Here is a 16,206-nt window from a genome sequence, read left to right on the forward strand (position 1 = left end):
TTTGGGTGAGTGTTCAGTCGTTTACCGTGTCTCCACGGTAGGGATGGCGGCGGGTGGCGTACTTGAAGGACGCGACGAAGTGCTTTTCCAGTAAGTACTGCCGGTCTGTGTACCAGCCCGCGTCCAGCAGTTGGCGGTGCACTTTTGGCAGGCGCCAGCACGGCACCGCGGGATAAAAGTGATGCTCCAGGTGAAAGTTCGCGCCGGCGTGCAGCCAGGTGCACAGCCGCGAGGTGCGCGAGCGCGCTGGCGGAGCTTCAGCGCCTTCGCTGAACGCATGTTCCTGATAAGCATTGAAGGCCGACACCAGGAACGCCACCGCAAGGCTCGCGCAAAACCCCAGCAGCAACCCATCGATCTGCCACAGCGCCACGGCGTACACGCACAACCAGCCCACCTGGCAGGCGATGTTGCAGCGCGCCAGCCGTTGCACCTGCGCCGCGCTCAAGGGCAGCGGCGAAGGGCTGCTGAGTGGGCCGAACGCCAGGCGCACGGTGGCTTGCAGGTAGTTTGAGGTCGCGAGCAAACGCGACAGCGCGATGCGGCTTGCCAGCGTGCGATAGCGCGAGAAGTGCCGGTAGTCCGGGTCCTTGGCGCTGTTGCTGTAGCGATGATGTTGCCAATGGTCGACGAAGTAACCGGTCACGCAGAACCCCGGCAGCAGCGAACTGGTAAGAATGCCCAGGTAGCAGCTGTGCATCGGGTTACCGCTCAGGTTGAAGTGGAAGCCTTCATGCCCAAGGATCGCTTGCAGAAACAATCCGTATCCGGCCACGACCAGCAAGGGCGAACACAGCAGCACCCACACGGTGGGCGCCGTGTTTGCCACCCACACAAACAGGGCAAGGGGCAGCAGGTACAGGCACACGGCGTAAGCGATGATCAGCAGCGACTCGCCCGTGCGCGCCTTGAACAAGGCGCGGTCGAGACGGACCTGGGGCTTGGGGTGCAGTTGTCTGGCCATTGGCGAGGCGTTACTCGATCAGTTCAGGTTTGAGCGCCAGGTGCCCGCCGCGTGTGAGCGTGCGCAGGCGCAAGGCGATAAAGGCGTCGACCACACTTGGCGCGATGCGCGCGGTGTACATGGCCAGCGTGCCCATGAAGGTCAGCCCGCGATTGCGCAAACCGTGTGTGCGGCAGGCGCGCACCAGGCCGTCAGAGGCTGCATCGAGTTTTTCTTCCAGAGACAGCAGCGTCTTGTCACCCCGCTTGAAGGTCACCAGGCGCTTGACCGACAGCCCCACCCGCTGGGCCGGCAAGTGGATCGCCGTATCGATGAACCCCGGGTACACCGTGACCACATCCAGCTGCCCGCGATACTGCATGCGCAGCACGTCCGAATAGGCGCTCAGCGCGCGTTTGCTGGCAGCGTACGCGGCCACATAAGGCGCATTCACCAGGGCGAAGAGTGAGGATACGTTGACCACTTTGCCGCGTTTGCGCAGCAGCCCCGGCAAGAACCCGGCCACCAACTGCCATGGTGCAAACAGGTTTACATCCACTGCGCGGATGACTTCGTCGGTGACGCCGGTTTCACCGCGTTCCAGGGTCAGCGTGCCGGCGTTATTGACCAGGATGTCGATGTCGCCGAAATCGGTTGAGATAGCGCCGATCACCGACGCCAGCGCGCTGCGGTCGCACAGGTCGACCTGATAAAACCCGTCCAGCAGTTCCGGTTCCTGCGGCGCCAGAATGTCCAGGCCAATCACCGTGGCGCCTTGTTGTTTGAGTTTGCGGGCGGCGGCATGGCCCAGGCCACGCGCGCAGCCGCTGATGACGATGATTTTTCCGAGCAGGTTCATGGGTGCGCTCCGGCGATGCTGAAGGTTGAGTGGGACAAATAGGTGTCGAGGTTGCTCGCCATCGAGATCTTCGCCGGCGGGTGAAATTGCAGGCCGCGGCAGGCCATCAACCCGTTCGAACTCTGGTTGCTGGTGATAAATGCCATGCCGCCGAGCATCGCGTGGGCCTGGTCCGACAGCTCGGTCAGCAGCTGCTCGATGCCATAACGCACCAGCAGCAGACGGGCCAGCACGTTCGGCAGGTCCTGGGGATTGCGCTCGATATCCAGCGCCGCGCCTTCCAGCGCGCTGATTGCCAATTGCAGGTTGGCCGCCAGGTCCACGCGGTGATGCGCGGTCCAGCGGCCTGCGTCGGTCACCGTCTCGATCAGGCCGGCGCAGGCACCCACGTAGGACGCGCAGATCAACAGTTCGAACCAGATAAAACCGACGGTTTGCACGTCGCCCAACAGGTGCTTGTAGCCGGCGGAAAACAGCATGCGTTCGGGCACCAGCACTTCATTGAGGCGTACCTCGATGCTTTCGGCAGCGGCCAGCGCGTTGTTCTGCCAGAACGGCGCGCGGCTGATGCCTGGCGCGTTGGCGGGAATCAACGCCACCATCAGCTCTTCGCCCTGTGGGGTCTGGCGGGTATAGCTGGCGGTGAGCAAGTCCATCGACCGGCCGAGGCAGCAAGGTTTTTTGCTGCCACTGAGCAACACGCCCTCGGGGGTGTGCACGGCCTGCATGTTCGAGTCGAGGATGCCCGCGCCCGAGTTGCCCTCGGCAAACCCCGAGGACAGCAACAACCGATTCTGTGCAACGGCCGCCAGCAACAGACCTTCGGCGCCGCCCCCGTTTTGGGTGAGTGCCAACAGACTCGCCACCGAAAACTGGTGCATGGTGCTCGCCACCGCCAGCGAGGGCGACCGCGCGCCCAGGGCGATCTGCACATGCACGGCATCGAGGATGCCTGCACCCAGCCCACCGGCGGCGCGGTTGACCAGCAGCCCGACCGGACCGTGTTGCTTGAACAGGGCGATGACGCTGCTCTCGGGGGCTTCGCGTTCGGCGAAGGCGAGGGCGGCCAGGCGCGCGTCAAACTCCGGGGCGTAGCGGTCAAGCAAGGCGCGCGAGCGGTTTAACAATGACAGTGACATGGCTCAGGCCTTCAGGTAGCTCGCCGGGAACAGGCCGGTGATGATCGAGTGGATGTTTTCGCGAATGGCCTTCTGCGCGACGGGGTCGAGCATGTCGGCGAGCATCGGCAGGCCCAGGTCAAAGCGCGAGGTGAAGGTGATAATCGCGTCCTTGCCATCGGGCAGGACTTGCCAGGTGCCCGAGAAGTGATCGACATCGCCGGCCATTTGCTCGAAGTGGATCTGGCGGGTCTGAGCGTTGAACGTGTCGCGCTCCTGCCACTTGAGAATGCCGCTGTGAAAGTTGACCTCCCAGGAGGTGAACGACACGTCGTCGCTGACCTTGTTGATGGTGATATTGCGCACCGAGTCGCACAGCTCGACGTAGTGGCTGAAGTCGCTGATCACGGCGAAGACTTCATCAGCGCAGGCATGGGGGATATGTGCCTGGACATTGACTTCCTGCATGGGGTAACTCCAAAGATCAAAGGGGTGAGACAGAGGTGGTGAGCGCCTGGGCGAATCCCTCGATCAACCAGTTGCAGTCCTGGGCGGTGAGCAGCGGCGACGGTGTAAGCCGCACGACGCGGTGGTCATTGAGCGAGTGGCACACGATGATGTGCTGCTCGATCAGGGCCATGACCATGTTCGCGGCGATCGAGGCGTCGCTGAACTCAAAGCCCAGCAGCAAGCCGGCACTGCGCAACGTGACGCGCTCGGCCAGGCCCATGCGCTGCAACAGCGCGCTGAAACGTGCGTGCAGGTCCTGGCCCATCAGCCGTGCCCGCGCCACCAGGTCCTCTTGCACCATCACCTGCAGCGTGGCCTGCACGGCCGCCATGGCCAGCGGGTTGGCGCCAAAGGTCGAGGTGTGCACCGTGGGGTTGCGGTTGAACGGCGCATAAATGGCCGCGCTGGCGACCATGGCGCTGACCGGCACGCAGCCGCCGGACAGGCTTTTGCCGACCAGCATGATGTCGGGCACCACCTGTTCCTGATCGCACGCCCACCAATGGCCGGTGCGGCCCAGGCCGGACTGGATTTCGTCGATGATCAGCACGGCGCTGTACTGGTCACACAGCTCGCGTATCCGCGTCAGGTAACCCGGTGGCGGCAGGATCACGCCGGCTTCGGCCTGGATCGGCTCGAGAATCACGCAGGCTTTTTCCGGCGAGGCGAGCAGTTGCTGTTCGAGTGCGGCGCTGTCGCCGAACGGCAGGAATACGCTTTCACTGAGCAGGCCACTGAACGGTTCGCGGTAGCTTTCGCGGCCGGTGACGGCCAGTGCGCCGAGGGTCTTGCCGTGGAAACCGCCGAGCGTCGACAGCGTGCGACGGCAGCCGTTAAGCCGGGCGAGTTTCAGGCCGGCTTCGGTGGCTTCGGCGCCCGAGTTGCAAAAGAACACATAGTCCAGGTTACCCGGGCAGCGCGCTGCCAGCGCCTGCGCGGCCAACGCTTGTTGCGGGTTGAGCAACAGCTTGCTGGCCAGCGCGTTTTGCTGCAGTTGGCGGGTTACGGCCTCCACGACAACCGGATGGCCGTGGCCGAGGAAAAACACCCCATAGCCGCCGGCATCCAGGTACTGGCGCCCTTGGCTGTCATAGATGTAGACGCCCCGGCTGGCGTGTTCGATCGGCAGGTTCATCAAGGACGCGAGGCGTGCATAGCCCGAATTCACATGCTGGCGAAAATACTGGTCAATCTGTTCGGCGTCGGCGGCGGGTTCCAGTTCTGTCAGGTGCGAGTTCATGCAACGGATGCCTCTGCAACAGGTGGGACCGGCTGTTTAAGCATCCGCGTCAAGGCACCGAGCTTGGGGGCCAGGTGATTGAGTGACAGCAGCAATTCGCGGCTGACGTCGCGCGCACTGAAGGCCGGCTCGCCGAGCAACTCGGGCAACGAAGTGGGCAGCGGTGTGCGCAGGCAGGCATAGCGGCACAGTTGGTTGGCGCGGCCCAGTGCGGCCTGGACGGCGCCGGTCAGTGCAGGCAGAAACACCGGGCGGATCAGGCGCTCATAGATGTCCGGCGCCATGCAGCGAGGCCGTGTGAATGGTTGCGCCTGGGCTTGCATGGACTCGCACATCAGGTCCAGCAGGCCGGTGAGGTCCAGCGCCTGCGGGCTGCTGGTGAGGAAGTAGTCCGCGCCGATCAAGCGCCGGTGCAAGGCGTTGGCAATCGCCTGCGCCGCCACGTCGCGGGCAATCAGGTCGATGTAGCCGGCAGGCGGGCAGGGCACGATGGGCAGCACGCCGGACATCATCAGCCCCATGGTCATGTGAAAACCCTGGAAGTTGGGCATGTGCCCGGTGTCGGAATTGCCGATGATGATTGACGGGCGAAAAATCGACACGTCGATGCCGGAAGAACGCACCAGCGTCTCGGCCTGGCGCTTGGCGACTTCGTACGGCGTCTCGGCCTGCACGCCTTCGTAGTAGTCGCACGGGTGGGTGAAAGCGGTGCTGATGTGGTAGAGCGGCACCTTGGCTTGCTGCACAAAGCGCACGACGTTCTCGGTACCCAGGTAATTGACCGAAAAGATCTGGTCGATGTCGCCATCCATGCGGGTAATCGCTGCGGCGTGAATGACCCAGTCGACGCGCTGCAGCAGTGCTTCATAATCCTCGGCGGCCAGCCCCAGCCGGGGGCGGCAGATATCACCGCTGAGCACTTGCACCTGCGGGTGGCGGATGCGGCTTTTGCGCGCCAGGCAGATCAGGTTGAAGTCCTCTGCCAGGCAGTCGATCAGTGACTCGCCGAGTACGCCCGAGCCTCCTGTGAGAAGGACGGTTAATTTTTGCTGTTCTGACATGTAGGACGCTTCCTGCGGACTCATCGAAAGAATTAACGGTGCGTTCCGCCGAATCCCAGGCACACGGGCCCCTGGCGAACACTCTTGTATTCACTTTCGGTGGCGCTGACGTGCTTTGGGGGAAGGCAGTCAGCGCTTAACGTTTTCGCGAATAAGATGCGATCGATATTGGCCTTTTGATATCACCGCGTCTTGAACGAAACGCTTGTCTGGCGCAAAACCTTGGCCGCCGTGCGCGGGGTCATGCCGATCATGCGGCGCATCATGCGCGCCAGGTGCGCCTGGTCGGAGAACCCGCCATCGGCGGCCGCGTCCGACAAGCTGGCGCCGCCGGCCAGGGATTTGGAGGCGCGCTCAAGTTTGTTCCAGATGATCCACTGGGACAGGGAAACGCCCATCTGATGCGTCGCCACACACCGCAGGCGCGGGCTGGACAGGCCGACCGCATTGGCGGCGCGGCTGACGGAACCGGGACCGTCGCGGTCCAGGCGCAGGATGTTCAAGGCTTTATAGAGGCGTTGGTCGATGGGCGGCGTAATCGCCAGCAAACGCGCGAGCGCGTCGACAAACTGGGGCAGGGACGTGGTACGGCGAAAGCACTCCAGCAGTTCGTCACTGGCCAGGGCGATGCCGTTGTCTTGCAGCAATGCGTTGAGTGCACGGCCCAGTGGTGTGTCCGGATTGACGTACACAAACGCCACCGGATGACTGTCGGCCACGGCGCGGTGTTCGACGTTGGGGCCGATGATCACCCCGGCCGCGCGGATCAACTGGCCGGGCAGTTCCAGGGTGACCGGTTGGTGCACGCCGATGCACAGCTGGATGGCGACATGGGAATGGGCAGAGTTCTGATCCGCGCGACCGATGTAACCGGCCCATGAATCGCCAAAAGTAACGCTGCCGTCCCACATGTAAGGTCTTCCTGACTCGGAGGGTGAGTTTTCCGTGTGCAGGGTAGGCCTGCACAGGTCTTGATTCAAGCACCGGGCGCGCAGTCAGCGCTGCAGCGCCGCACGCATGCCGGCCAGTTTGATGCAGGTTTCGTCGTATTCGCAGGCAGGGTCGGAGTGCGTCACGATCGCGCACCCTGCAAACAGGCGAGCCTGGTTGCCCTTCAACAGGGCGCCGCGCAGGCCGACGATGCCGTTACTGAGCCTGGTGTGCGTCGGCTGGTTGCACGTGGCCCCCGCCAGGGACACACAGCCGGACGTGGCGCATGCTTCGCTGTGGCGGTTTATCAAGCGGCCGAAGGCGCTGGCGCTGCTGGTGGCGTTGAACGTGTCGCGCCAGGGAAGGCGCGAAAGCGTTGCGGGTTGAAGCTGTGGGTTGAGTGTTGGTCGCTACCGAATGGCCTGCACCGAAAACCCGAACCGATGCTTGAACCGCATCGAAAACCTCGACAGCGACCGATACCCGCACGCGTCGGCAATCTGCGACACGCCCAGGTGTGTGGTCTGTAACAGCATCATCGCGTGGTGCATGCGGATGTCGGTCAGCAAGGTGCTGAAGTTGACGCCCTCATCCGCCAGTCGGCGGCGCAAGGTGGCTTCACTTACCGCCAATTTACGGCCGGCGAGCGCGGCGGTCCACGCGTGCTCGGGGGCTTTGGTCAGCAGTTGCGTCAACCGTTCGGCCAGCCCGGCAGCCGCGGGGCGCGGGTAGACAATACCGCGCTCGTACAGGGCGAGCAGCAAGCCCAACGCGCGATGGCTTTGCTGCACGCCGCCGACCTGGGGCGAGTCGATCCCGCGCAGGCAAAATTGCAGCGAGTCGTTCAGGTGTTCATCCCGCGCGGCCAGCGTGCAACTGCCGACGGTCCGGGTGGCGCCGAGTACGTGCCCATAGCGTTGATGGAATTCGGTGATCAGTGCCGGGCTGAAGGTCAGCAATAGCGCGGTATAAGGCGAGCCGTAGGCGGGCGGCGCCTTGCTGACATTGAGCTGGGTGTTCTTGGCCACGGCCATGAGGCTCGCGCTGTCGTCCAGTGCCCAATGACCGTGGGCATTCTCCATCAGCAGCGTGCCGGCAGTAATCAGCAGCAGCGTCGCTTCGAAAAAGCGAAAGTCGCGCGCATGGTGGCTGCGCGTCAGCTGAGGGCGGGCGACGCTGCAAACGCCTTGGGATGGCAGCCGTTCGCCCGATGGCAACAGCCATTGGGCGGGCAATGCAGTGAGCGGTTCAGTCAACGCGCAGCAGCTCTTTGGGGGCCAGGGTATAAGTGCCGGTCAGGCTGGCTTGGGCAAGGACATGGCCTTGCAGCGCAGCCAGCACAGCGGCGCCGTTCAGTGCACCTTGTACCTCCAGACGCGCAACGTCCAGTGCGTACAGGGTAAAAATGTAGTGGTGCAGGCGTTCATCATTCCACGGTGGGCAAGGGCCGTCATAGCCAAAGTAATCGCCGGCCATTTGTGGGTCGGCGGCGAACCACACGCTGTAGTCATTCAAGCCATGGCGCAGGCCGTCCGCGGCTTGCGGGCCGGTTTTGCCCTTGGCCGTGACGCCGTCACTGTGGCTGCCGGCGCTGATTTGGCGGGTGTCGGCAGGAATGTCGAGCAGCAACCAGTGATAAAAGTCCACGCGGGGCAAGTCCGCCGCCACGCGTTTGCCGGCCTGGTTGACGTCATCGCCGACGCTGGGCACATCCGGGTCGTGGCACACCAGGACGAAGGATTGGGTACCCGCCGGCGCATCCGTCCACGCCAGGTGCGGGTTGCGGTTGCTGGACAGCGCATAGTGGTGGATCGGCTCGGGAATGGCGAAGGCGTATTCGCCGGGGATGGCGGTGTTGTCAGCGAAGGCATTGCTGGTCAGTTTCATGTTCAAGTCTGCCTGGGAAAGGAGCACTCATTCTAGGCAGACAGCCAGGACCGCTTTTGACCCAGCCGATCAAATAGTCTGCCCAGGCGCTCAATGTGCGCTCACGTCACCGCTTCAGGCTTTGCCTCAGCTGACAGGCGCACGCCTAAACCGTAGAGCACTGCGCCGGCGATGATGAAGAGCGCCAGCATGTAAAACATGTGGTGGGCCGGTTGCGTCGCCAGCATCACGCCACACAGCACCGGGCCTAACGCTGCGCCGATGTTGCTGAGGTTCTGCGCGGCGTAATACATGCCCCGCAGAGGGTCCGGCGCGATGGTGTCGATAAACATGTATTCAGCCGGGAATACGATGATTTCACCCACGGTGAAGATGGCCATGGCGATCACCCACACCGTCAGCGTGGTCGACAGCGCAAAACCGCCCAGCCCGACGATGAACAGGCTAAGCCCAGCGGCGAGCCACAGGTTCAGGTGTTTGTGGGTGATCCGTTTGCCGAGGCTGTATTGCAGGCAGATAACCATCAGGGCGTTGGTCGCGACAACGCTGCTGATAATGCGGTAGGCCGTCTGGGGGTTGCTGGTGACTATCAGGTACTGCGAGAGGTAAGCGGTGAACTGGCCGAACACCACCGCGCTCAGCACCCCGCCCAAGGTAAAGCACACCAGGCGGTAATCGCGCAGCAGCACTTTGCCGACGGCCAAAAATGGCGTGGTTTGCCGGTTTGCCTCGGCTGTTGCCAGGCCTGTGTCGCCCCACACGAAGTAGACAAAAAAATAGCCGGCTCCCAGTCCCGCCGACAGCAGGAACGGCAGGCTGGTGTCCAGCGCGGCCACGCCGGCACCGAGGAACGGCCCGACGGCGTAGCCAATATTGGTCAGCGTGTACTTGATCGAAAACACTTCACTGCGCTGGTCAAGGGGAAGCAGGCTGCCAAACCCGGCTTTCACCGCGATATCAATTACGGCATAGGCCAGGTTGATTGCCACCAGGCACGCATAAAACAGCCCGAGACCAGACGCGAAGAAGGCGCCGAGAAAACCTGCCGTAAAGACGGCGCAGGCCGTAAGGATGAGCCGGTAACTGGAGAGGCTATCGACCAGGAAACCGCCATACAGGCTCAGCAGTGAGCCGATGATCAGCGTGCTGCCGATCACCAGGCCGACCTCGGCAATGCTCAAGCCAAAGTGGCCGGACACATAAATCACCAGGTAGGGCAGCGTGATGGCCCGGGCGAGGGTTAGCACCAATGAAGCGCAGAGCAGCAGATTGAGGGTGGCGGGATATTTTTTCAGCGTGGCGAGCATTCGAGCCTCATCGTCCATTTATAAGGTGCAAGCGTCGCAAGTCGCTCGTCCGGATCGACGCAGCTTACTGTTGATCTGAATTCTGATTTAGGATGCTTTTTATCAAAAGCCACGAACTGAATTCATGAATAAGGGCCGCGTATGTTTTCCTCCGAGCGCTTGAAGGGTATCGATGTGTTCGTCTGCGTCGCGCAGTACGGCAGCTTCACGGCGGCCGCCGAGAAAATGAACCTGACGGCGTCTGCCGTGAGTAAAGGCATCGCCAGGCTGGAAAAGCGCCTGGGCGCGCGACTGTTCCAACGCACGACGCGCACGTTGGCGTTGACCGATGCCGGTGCCGCGTTTCTGCGTACCTGTACGGGGGTGCTCGCCGATCTGGAAGACGCCGAGCTGTCGCTGCAAGCCGAAAACACCGAGCCTCGCGGGCGCGTGCGCATCGACTTGCCAGGCCCATACGGGCGCGTGCAGGTACTCCCGATTCTTCTGCCGTGGCTGCAGGCGCACCCGTTGGTGGTGCCGCATATTTCCTTTTCTGACGGCCATATCGACCCGTTCAAGGAGGGCGTGGACATTGCACTGCGCATTGGTGACGGCCACGCCTGGCCGCACACGGTGGAGCACCGGCTGCTGACACGCGAGTGGCATGTGTTTTGTGCATCGCCGGCATACCTGGCTCGCCATGGCACGCCGTTGTCCGACCGCGACCTGGAGCAGCACCAGTGCATTGCCTATGGCTGGGTGGATGGACGCATCAGCCCTTGGCGCTACACCGGCGAGGAGGGCACGACACTGCACAGGCCACTCACGCCGCAACTGGTGGTAGGCAATGGCGAAGGGCTGGTGATGGCCGCGTTGGCGGGCTGCGGTATCGTCGAGTTGCCATCCTGGCTGGTCAAGCAACAGTTGCAGGACGGCGCGTTGGTCGAGGTACTGCCGCAACTGGCGACGCCGGGGTTTGAGGTCAACCTGGCCTGGGTCAAAAGCCGGCAAGACCAGCCCAAGGTTCGCGTGGTGCTGGAGGCGCTGATTGCCGGTTTGAGTTCACTCGAATAATCAGTGGCTTTGCGGCTGGCCACGAATGCGCGATTGGCTGACACAAGATTGATCCTGATCAGGTGCCCCGCCTGGCAGCGCCTCTAACCTTATGCTTCCATCAAAGGCCAGGGAGGGCTCAATGAGTGCCTCGGGTCGCGTATCTCAAGGAAGAGTCAGCTATGCGGTCATTGAAGATCCTGTTGTTATCGTCGGCGTTCAACGGGTTGACCCAACGCGCCTGGCTGGACTTGCGCCAGGCAGGTCACGCGCCCAGCGTGGTGCTGTTCACCGATGCCGCCACGGTGTGCGAGCAGGTCGAGGCGTCAGGCGCCGATGTGGTGATTTGCCCGTTTCTGAAGGACCGTGTGCCACAGCAGCTGTGGAGCAACCCGGAACGCCCGGTCGCGATCATCCATCCGGGAATCGTCGGCGACCGGGGCGCCAGCGCGCTGGACTGGGCCATCACCCGGCAGGTCGACCGCTGGGGCGTGACCGCCCTGCAGGCGGTGGAGGAAATGGACGCCGGGCCGATCTGGTCGACCCGTGAATTCGATATGCCGGCTGATGTGCGCAAATCCGAGCTGTACAACGGGCGGGTGAGTGACGCAGCCATCGATTGCATCCGCGACGTGGTGGCAAAATTCGCCCGGGGCTTCGTCCCGACGCCGCTTGATGACACGCAGCCCGATGTCATCGGGCGATTGCAGCCAAACATGACCCAGGCCGACCGCAGCTTCAGTTGGTTCGATTGCGCACGCTTCATCAAACGCAGCATTGACGCCGCCGATGGCCAGCCCGGTGTGCTGGCGAGCATCAGGGGCGAGCAGTATTACGTGTACGACGCGCACCTGGACTCACGCCACGGCATTCCGGGAGACATTCTTGCGGTACAGGACGACGCGGTGCTGGCGGCGGCCGGCGATCACAGCCTGTGGATCGGCTCGCTCAAGCGCAAAGCCCAGCCCGGTGAGGAGACCTTCAAGTTGCCGGCCCGCCACGTGCTGGCCGAGAAACTCGCAGGTATTCCCGTGCTGGACAGCACCCTCGCCAGCCACACGTGGAATGAACAGGCCTATCAACCGATCCGCTACCGAGAGTCAGGGCCTGTCGGCGAACTGACGTTTGAGTTCTACAACGGCGCCATGAGTACCGAGCAATGCCAGCGTCTGGTGGCTGCACTGCGTTGGGCCAAGGCGCGGGACACCCACGTGTTGTTGATCAAGGGCGGGCGTGGCAGCTTTTCCAACGGCGTGCACCTCAATGTGATCCAAGCCGCCGCGGTGCCTGGGCTGGAAGCCTGGGCCAACATCCAGGCCATCGACGATGTGTGCAAGGAGTTGCTCACGGCCCGGCAACTGGTGATCAGCGGCCTGACCGGCAGTGCCGGAGCCGGCGGCGTCATGCTGGCGCTGGCGGCCGACATCGTTTTTGCCCGTGAGGGCGTGGTGCTCAACCCGCATTACAAAACCATGGGGTTGTATGGCTCCGAATACTGGACCTACAGCCTGCCACGTGCCGTCGGCAGAGAAGTGGCGCACCGGCTCACGCAAGAATGCCTGCCGATCAGTGCCCACCAGGCCCAGCACTACGGCATGGTTCAGGCCATCGGCCCACGGTGCCCACAGGCATTTGGCCTATGGCTTATGCAACAGGCCACCCGCGCGCTCGACGATGAGCACTACGTGCTGGCGCGCGCACGCAAGGCAACGATGGACCTGGATCAGGTTGAACGCTGTCGCGAACACGAACTGGCACACATGCAGCAAGACATGGTGCACAACCGCCAACAGTTCGCCGAGAAGTGCCGCAACTTCGTGTTCAAACGCAAGACGTGCCAGACCCCGCAACGCCTGATGGCGCCATGGGCTGTGGCGCGCAAGGTGGCGTTGGTTGAGTGAGGGGGTTGCAGGTGGTGGTCAGAGGCTGTCGGGATCGCCAAAAAACATTTTGACTTGGCTCTAGCACGGTGTTTTCAGGCGCAGAAAATTCAAATGTGCCCCCAGTTTTGCCCCCACTAGCGCGGGATATGCGGGCGATCGAGATTGGCGATTTCTGAGGCGGAGCAGGGTGGTCGTCGATGGCTTTCAATGTACGTCAGACTCGGCTTGCACGGGGGATGCCTGGATGATTGGTCGCCTAGGCACTGTACGAAATGAGATGTCGTAAATACCGCCGGCAGCAGGCCAATGTGACCATGGCTGTATAACTTGTTGCGAGCGTGCAGTAACGCGTGGCCAGCCGGCGATGCTCTTTCAGCCAGCCAAATAGACGCTCGATGACGTTGCGCTCACGGTATTTGGGTTTGTCGAATAGCCGCGGTAGGCCGGGCTTCGGCTTGCGCTTCATGACTCGGTAACGGATGACCGGCTGCATGCGATAGCGATCGCAGTACTTCCTGAGCGACTCAGCATCGTAACCCTTGTCAGCTACCAATTTGCGGCACCGCTTGCGAGGTCTGCCCCAGCCGGTAGAAATCTGGACGCCATCGAGGAGCGGTTGAGCATGTGAGATGTCGCTGGCTTGCCCACCGGACAGAGTGAAGTGCAGAGGCACACCTCGGGCGTCACAGGCCATATGAATTTTCGTCGTTAGCCCTGCCCGACTTCGACCAAGCGCGTGGTCCGCTGATTCTTCCGCCCCCCTTTTTGGCCTGCTCCAGAAGAGGCCCGGGTCGCTTTGACTGCCATCGAGTAAATGCACCAATTATCCAGATCGATCAGCCCTTGCTCATTGAGTTTGACGTGCATTCTCTTGAGCATCTTGTTGAACGTGCCCTGATTTCGCCAATCCTGAAATCGCTGGTAAACAGTGGACCATGGGCCACAACGCTCAGGCATGTCTCGCCAGGTCGCGCCGGAGCAAAGCACCCAGAGCACGCCGTTAAGCATCAACCGGTCATCGGCTCGTGGGCGTCCTGTGCGGCGCGGCGTATTGAAGAGGTCCGCGACCAGCTCCCAGTCGGAGATTTCGTATCGCTGTTTGGGCATGGCAGAGTTCCGCGCTGGAAAAGCCAGAACTCTACGGAAACTCAGGCGGGCTGGGGCGTTGGTGGAATTTCAATGGTTTTCATACAGAGCCTAGCACCGGCGGTACCCCGAGCGGAAGTCTCGTAACGTGACCTTGAGTTCGCAATTGCTTCGGACTAAAGATTAGCTGCTGACAGCCGATAATTTAGACTGGCTGGCCCTTTGGCTTATTGGATGAATGGTCGATGAAAGCGATACTGCGAAAGTGCAAATCAGAAGACTTTAATTACGTCTCTCGTGTTCTGGATAACTATGTGTCTCTGACTAATGATTCGCGACGCAAAGAATTGCTCCTCCAAGTTCAGGATAGTACTGCCGCGAAAGAAGAATTGATCGAGCTGCTGGATAAACAAATTCGCTATTTTGGCTCATCGGATCTGGCCTATTTTGCACGATCGCTTTTCAATAGCGATGGCGGTGTTTCAGCGAACGAGCTGATTGCTGATGTGTGCGCCAAATCTAAAGTCAAGATTAAACTGGGCGGCTCAGTTGAGTCACGACTGGAGAAACTCGTCACAGCGGTCGTTGAAAAAGAGCTTCTGAGTAAGTCGCCTGAAGAACTTGCCAAAGCATTTAAGGAGATGGGTGTCGAAGATATTGACCGCGAAAAGGTGATGGAGCATCTGAAAAGTAATGGTAAGGTCGCTATCCTTCCAATTATTTTCCAGATTCTCGGCCCTAAGGTCGCTTTGGGAATTATTGAAGTCATCATTATCAGCATCATTGCTCAGATTATCGGTCGTGAAGCGGCTAAGGCTCTCGTCCAAGAGATGGTAAAACGCAATCCGTGGCTTAATGCTCTAGGCCCTTGGATGTGGGCGTTATCTGCGGCTTGGCTTGCTTTTGACGTGCAAGGCCCGGCTTACCGTAAGACTGTCCCTATTTGCCTCTATCTCGGTGTGGTTGGGCTACGTGACGGGCCTGAGATGCCAATCACCGACCTGACTCAGAAGGATGACTGAGGACTTCTAATGTGGTCTTTCAGAAATACCGCTGAAAATCATTTGCCCAGCGCTCGCGCCGCGCGAGCGACTGAGGCAAGGATGTCCTCGGCCTTCTTGTGCTACCGAAATGGCTTCGGGTTCAGGTTGTAGGTTTCCAGGTAGTGCTCGATCGACGCCTCCAGATCCTTAGCGCTGATATGTGCCTGCCGCTTGATCCACTTCTCGCTCAGCGTTGAGAAAAATGGCTCAACCACAATCAGCCAGGATGCTGAGGTGGGCGTGAAGTGGATGTTGTAGCGAGGTCGCGCCGCAAGTCACGCCCTGACCTTGTCAGTCTTGTGAGTCGCATAATTGTCCATGATCAGACGAATCGGCATATCGGCAGGAACTGACACATCGATCTCTCTCGGAAAGGCGAGGAACTCAATGCTGTGATTTGGCGTTTGAGTCGGCCGATCACCTCACCGGTAGCCACATCCAGGGCAGCAAACAGAGAGGTTGTCCCGCGCCGTTTGTAATCATGTGTGCGGGTTGCAGGGTTACCTGGAGAAAGGTGTAAGCCCGGCTGTGTGCGATTAGATGGTAGCCGAGTGCCCGCCAATATAGGAGGCACTCATTTAATGTTGGCACGTAATGGTGGTAGTTTGATAATCTGATCTTGGAGGAGGAATAGCGTCGACTCCACTATTGGGATTATTTCATCTATATAGTCAGGGTCAATATCTAGCCAGTATTTGTTGCTATGTATATATGGGGATGAGTTTGCAAGATTTTTAGCTGTACTTTTGTATTCGTCTGTTATTTGGCAGTCAGCATGTGCAATCATGTTTCTTAGGTTGCTGAGCATCTCGAGTGCCTGCCAATGCTTCTGATTCAGCTCGATGCCGAATTTTTTTAGATATAGCTTGTGGCGTGTTATGTTTTTTTTGAAGCGATATCTATTTGTGTTAATTTCTTTTTTAAAGTCTTCAGTTTGTTCGTTTATCGCAATAATGAATGTGCTTGCGGCAACGAATATCGATTCGAAGACGCTGAAAATGCTCAGGACTAAAGTCTTTATCAGAATTTCGTTATGTCTGCTGTAGTGGATTCTTCGCGTGATGTTGTTTAGAAGAGCTATCGTTTCAGCGTCATCATTTTCTTCGGCTTTGTAGCGATTCGTGTATTTTTCGTTTAGGGGTTGCAATGTTTTGTTAATGAGTACTCTATAATCTTTTATGTCTTTTATTTTTGCGCGACTATCTCGGTTGATAATATTTGCTATCAGTGAGTAGTGGTAGTCTATTTTTTTGGGGGTTCCGTCTGTCATGGTTTTGCCATTCCGACTTCTATATTTTGTCTAAAGT

General features: G+C 60.3%; 16 protein-coding genes and 1 pseudogene. 3 read left to right on the forward strand and 14 right to left on the reverse strand.

Translation table 11 applies throughout. The features are described 5' to 3' along the window. Positions 1-13: 13 nt before the first annotated feature. The 11 genes from AC19YS_RS14635 to AC19YS_RS14685 form a co-directional block, all read right to left on the reverse strand. Positions 14-964, reverse strand: a complete 951-nt coding sequence (locus AC19YS_RS14635) for a fatty acid desaturase family protein (protein WP_106578079.1) — start codon at positions 962-964, stop codon at positions 14-16. A gap of 10 nt (positions 965-974) precedes the next feature. Beyond that, positions 975-1,802: an SDR family NAD(P)-dependent oxidoreductase gene (locus tag AC19YS_RS14640; RefSeq protein WP_106578080.1), complete on the reverse strand. Its 828-nt coding sequence runs from the start codon at positions 1,800-1,802 to the stop codon at positions 975-977. Continuing rightward, positions 1,799-2,941: an acyl-CoA dehydrogenase family protein gene (locus tag AC19YS_RS14645; protein WP_119740644.1), complete on the reverse strand. Its 1,143-nt coding sequence runs from the start codon at positions 2,939-2,941 to the stop codon at positions 1,799-1,801. The genes AC19YS_RS14640 and AC19YS_RS14645 overlap by 4 nt, the downstream gene beginning before the upstream one ends. A gap of 3 nt (positions 2,942-2,944) precedes the next feature. After that, positions 2,945-3,388, reverse strand: a complete 444-nt coding sequence (locus AC19YS_RS14650; RefSeq protein WP_124417400.1) for a type II toxin-antitoxin system RatA family toxin — start codon at positions 3,386-3,388, stop codon at positions 2,945-2,947. Between the two features lie 16 nt (positions 3,389-3,404). Further along, positions 3,405-4,670 carry an aspartate aminotransferase family protein gene (locus tag AC19YS_RS14655; protein WP_500602134.1) on the reverse strand — a complete coding sequence of 422 codons (1,266 nt, stop codon included), beginning with the start codon at positions 4,668-4,670 and terminating at the stop codon, positions 3,405-3,407. After that, positions 4,667-5,731 carry an SDR family oxidoreductase gene (locus AC19YS_RS14660; RefSeq protein WP_500602135.1) on the reverse strand — a complete coding sequence of 355 codons (1,065 nt, stop codon included), beginning with the start codon at positions 5,729-5,731 and terminating at the stop codon, positions 4,667-4,669. The genes AC19YS_RS14655 and AC19YS_RS14660 overlap by 4 nt, the downstream gene beginning before the upstream one ends. A 182-nt stretch (positions 5,732-5,913) precedes the next feature. Next, the gene (locus AC19YS_RS14665; RefSeq protein WP_214246943.1) at positions 5,914-6,642 is read right to left on the reverse strand and encodes a helix-turn-helix domain-containing protein; all 729 of its coding nucleotides are present in this window, start codon (positions 6,640-6,642) and stop codon (positions 5,914-5,916) included. Positions 6,643-6,726: 84 nt separating this feature from the next. Further along, positions 6,727-6,930: a chorismate-binding protein gene (locus tag AC19YS_RS14670; protein WP_500602138.1), complete on the reverse strand. Its 204-nt coding sequence runs from the start codon at positions 6,928-6,930 to the stop codon at positions 6,727-6,729. Positions 6,931-7,071: 141 nt separating this feature from the next. Continuing rightward, positions 7,072-7,917 carry a helix-turn-helix transcriptional regulator gene (locus tag AC19YS_RS14675; protein ID WP_500602140.1) on the reverse strand — a complete coding sequence of 282 codons (846 nt, stop codon included), beginning with the start codon at positions 7,915-7,917 and terminating at the stop codon, positions 7,072-7,074. After that, a complete protein-coding gene (locus AC19YS_RS14680; RefSeq protein WP_169366639.1) occupies positions 7,910-8,548 on the reverse strand; it encodes a YbhB/YbcL family Raf kinase inhibitor-like protein in 639 nt (212 codons plus the stop codon). The genes AC19YS_RS14675 and AC19YS_RS14680 overlap by 8 nt, the downstream gene beginning before the upstream one ends. A gap of 101 nt (positions 8,549-8,649) precedes the next feature. Continuing rightward, the gene (locus tag AC19YS_RS14685; protein WP_200624671.1) at positions 8,650-9,855 is read right to left on the reverse strand and encodes an MFS transporter; all 1,206 of its coding nucleotides are present in this window, start codon (positions 9,853-9,855) and stop codon (positions 8,650-8,652) included. Positions 9,856-9,996: 141 nt separating this feature from the next. On the opposite strand from AC19YS_RS14685, the gene AC19YS_RS14690 reads away from it, so the two are divergent. Continuing rightward, the gene (locus AC19YS_RS14690; RefSeq protein ID WP_200624672.1) at positions 9,997-10,908 is read left to right on the forward strand and encodes a LysR family transcriptional regulator; all 912 of its coding nucleotides are present in this window, start codon (positions 9,997-9,999) and stop codon (positions 10,906-10,908) included. Positions 10,909-11,069: 161 nt separating this feature from the next. Next, on the forward strand, positions 11,070-12,788 hold the full coding sequence (locus AC19YS_RS14695) for a hydrogenase maturation protein (RefSeq protein WP_500602142.1): 1,719 nt from the start codon (positions 11,070-11,072) through the stop codon (positions 12,786-12,788). Positions 12,789-13,026: 238 nt separating this feature from the next. Here the strand turns inward: AC19YS_RS14695 and AC19YS_RS14700 are convergent. Next, a protein-coding gene (locus AC19YS_RS14700) for an IS5 family transposase (RefSeq protein ID WP_200624674.1) occupies positions 13,027-13,877 on the reverse strand; the annotation gives its coding sequence in 2 pieces (ribosomal slippage) (positions 13,027-13,536 and positions 13,539-13,877; 849 coding nt in all). 224 nt (positions 13,878-14,101) lie between these two features. Between AC19YS_RS14700 and AC19YS_RS14705 the strand changes: the two genes are divergently transcribed. Further along, on the forward strand, positions 14,102-14,878 hold the full coding sequence (locus tag AC19YS_RS14705) for a hypothetical protein (RefSeq protein WP_200624675.1): 777 nt from the start codon (positions 14,102-14,104) through the stop codon (positions 14,876-14,878). A gap of 38 nt (positions 14,879-14,916) precedes the next feature. On the opposite strand, the pseudogene AC19YS_RS14710 reads toward AC19YS_RS14705, so the two are convergent. Together AC19YS_RS14710 and AC19YS_RS14715 are read right to left on the reverse strand one after the other, a co-directional pair. After that, a pseudogene (locus AC19YS_RS14710) lies at positions 14,917-15,437 on the reverse strand (IS630 family transposase); the annotation flags it as partial. A gap of 36 nt (positions 15,438-15,473) precedes the next feature. Next, on the reverse strand, positions 15,474-16,169 hold the full coding sequence (locus tag AC19YS_RS14715; RefSeq protein ID WP_491522665.1) for a hypothetical protein: 696 nt from the start codon (positions 16,167-16,169) through the stop codon (positions 15,474-15,476). Positions 16,170-16,206: the final 37 nt, after the last annotated feature.

Source organism: Pseudomonas sp. MF08831 (assembly GCF_059862645.1).

What these genes read in the sequence shown, in the direction of transcription:
- AC19YS_RS14635 (WP_106578079.1), bottom strand. Translation starts at nt 964, where the DNA reads ATGGCCAGACAACTGCACCCCAAGCCCCAGGTCCGTCTCGACCGCGCC.
- AC19YS_RS14640 (WP_106578080.1), bottom strand. Translation starts at nt 1,802, where the DNA reads ATGAACCTGCTCGGAAAAATCATCGTCATCAGCGGCTGCGCGCGTGGC.
- AC19YS_RS14645 (WP_119740644.1), bottom strand. Translation starts at nt 2,941, where the DNA reads ATGTCACTGTCATTGTTAAACCGCTCGCGCGCCTTGCTTGACCGCTAC.
- AC19YS_RS14650 (WP_124417400.1), bottom strand. Translation starts at nt 3,388, where the DNA reads ATGCAGGAAGTCAATGTCCAGGCACATATCCCCCATGCCTGCGCTGAT.
- AC19YS_RS14655 (WP_500602134.1), bottom strand. Translation starts at nt 4,670, where the DNA reads ATGAACTCGCACCTGACAGAACTGGAACCCGCCGCCGACGCCGAACAG.
- AC19YS_RS14660 (WP_500602135.1), bottom strand. Translation starts at nt 5,731, where the DNA reads ATGTCAGAACAGCAAAAATTAACCGTCCTTCTCACAGGAGGCTCGGGC.
- AC19YS_RS14665 (WP_214246943.1), bottom strand. Translation starts at nt 6,642, where the DNA reads ATGTGGGACGGCAGCGTTACTTTTGGCGATTCATGGGCCGGTTACATC.
- AC19YS_RS14680 (WP_169366639.1), bottom strand. Translation starts at nt 8,548, where the DNA reads ATGAAACTGACCAGCAATGCCTTCGCTGACAACACCGCCATCCCCGGC.
- AC19YS_RS14685 (WP_200624671.1), bottom strand. Translation starts at nt 9,855, where the DNA reads ATGCTCGCCACGCTGAAAAAATATCCCGCCACCCTCAATCTGCTGCTC.
- AC19YS_RS14690 (WP_200624672.1), top strand. Translation starts at nt 9,997, where the DNA reads ATGTTTTCCTCCGAGCGCTTGAAGGGTATCGATGTGTTCGTCTGCGTC.
- AC19YS_RS14695 (WP_500602142.1), top strand. Translation starts at nt 11,070, where the DNA reads ATGCGGTCATTGAAGATCCTGTTGTTATCGTCGGCGTTCAACGGGTTG.
- AC19YS_RS14705 (WP_200624675.1), top strand. Translation starts at nt 14,102, where the DNA reads ATGAAAGCGATACTGCGAAAGTGCAAATCAGAAGACTTTAATTACGTC.
- AC19YS_RS14715 (WP_491522665.1), bottom strand. Translation starts at nt 16,169, where the DNA reads ATGACAGACGGAACCCCCAAAAAAATAGACTACCACTACTCACTGATA.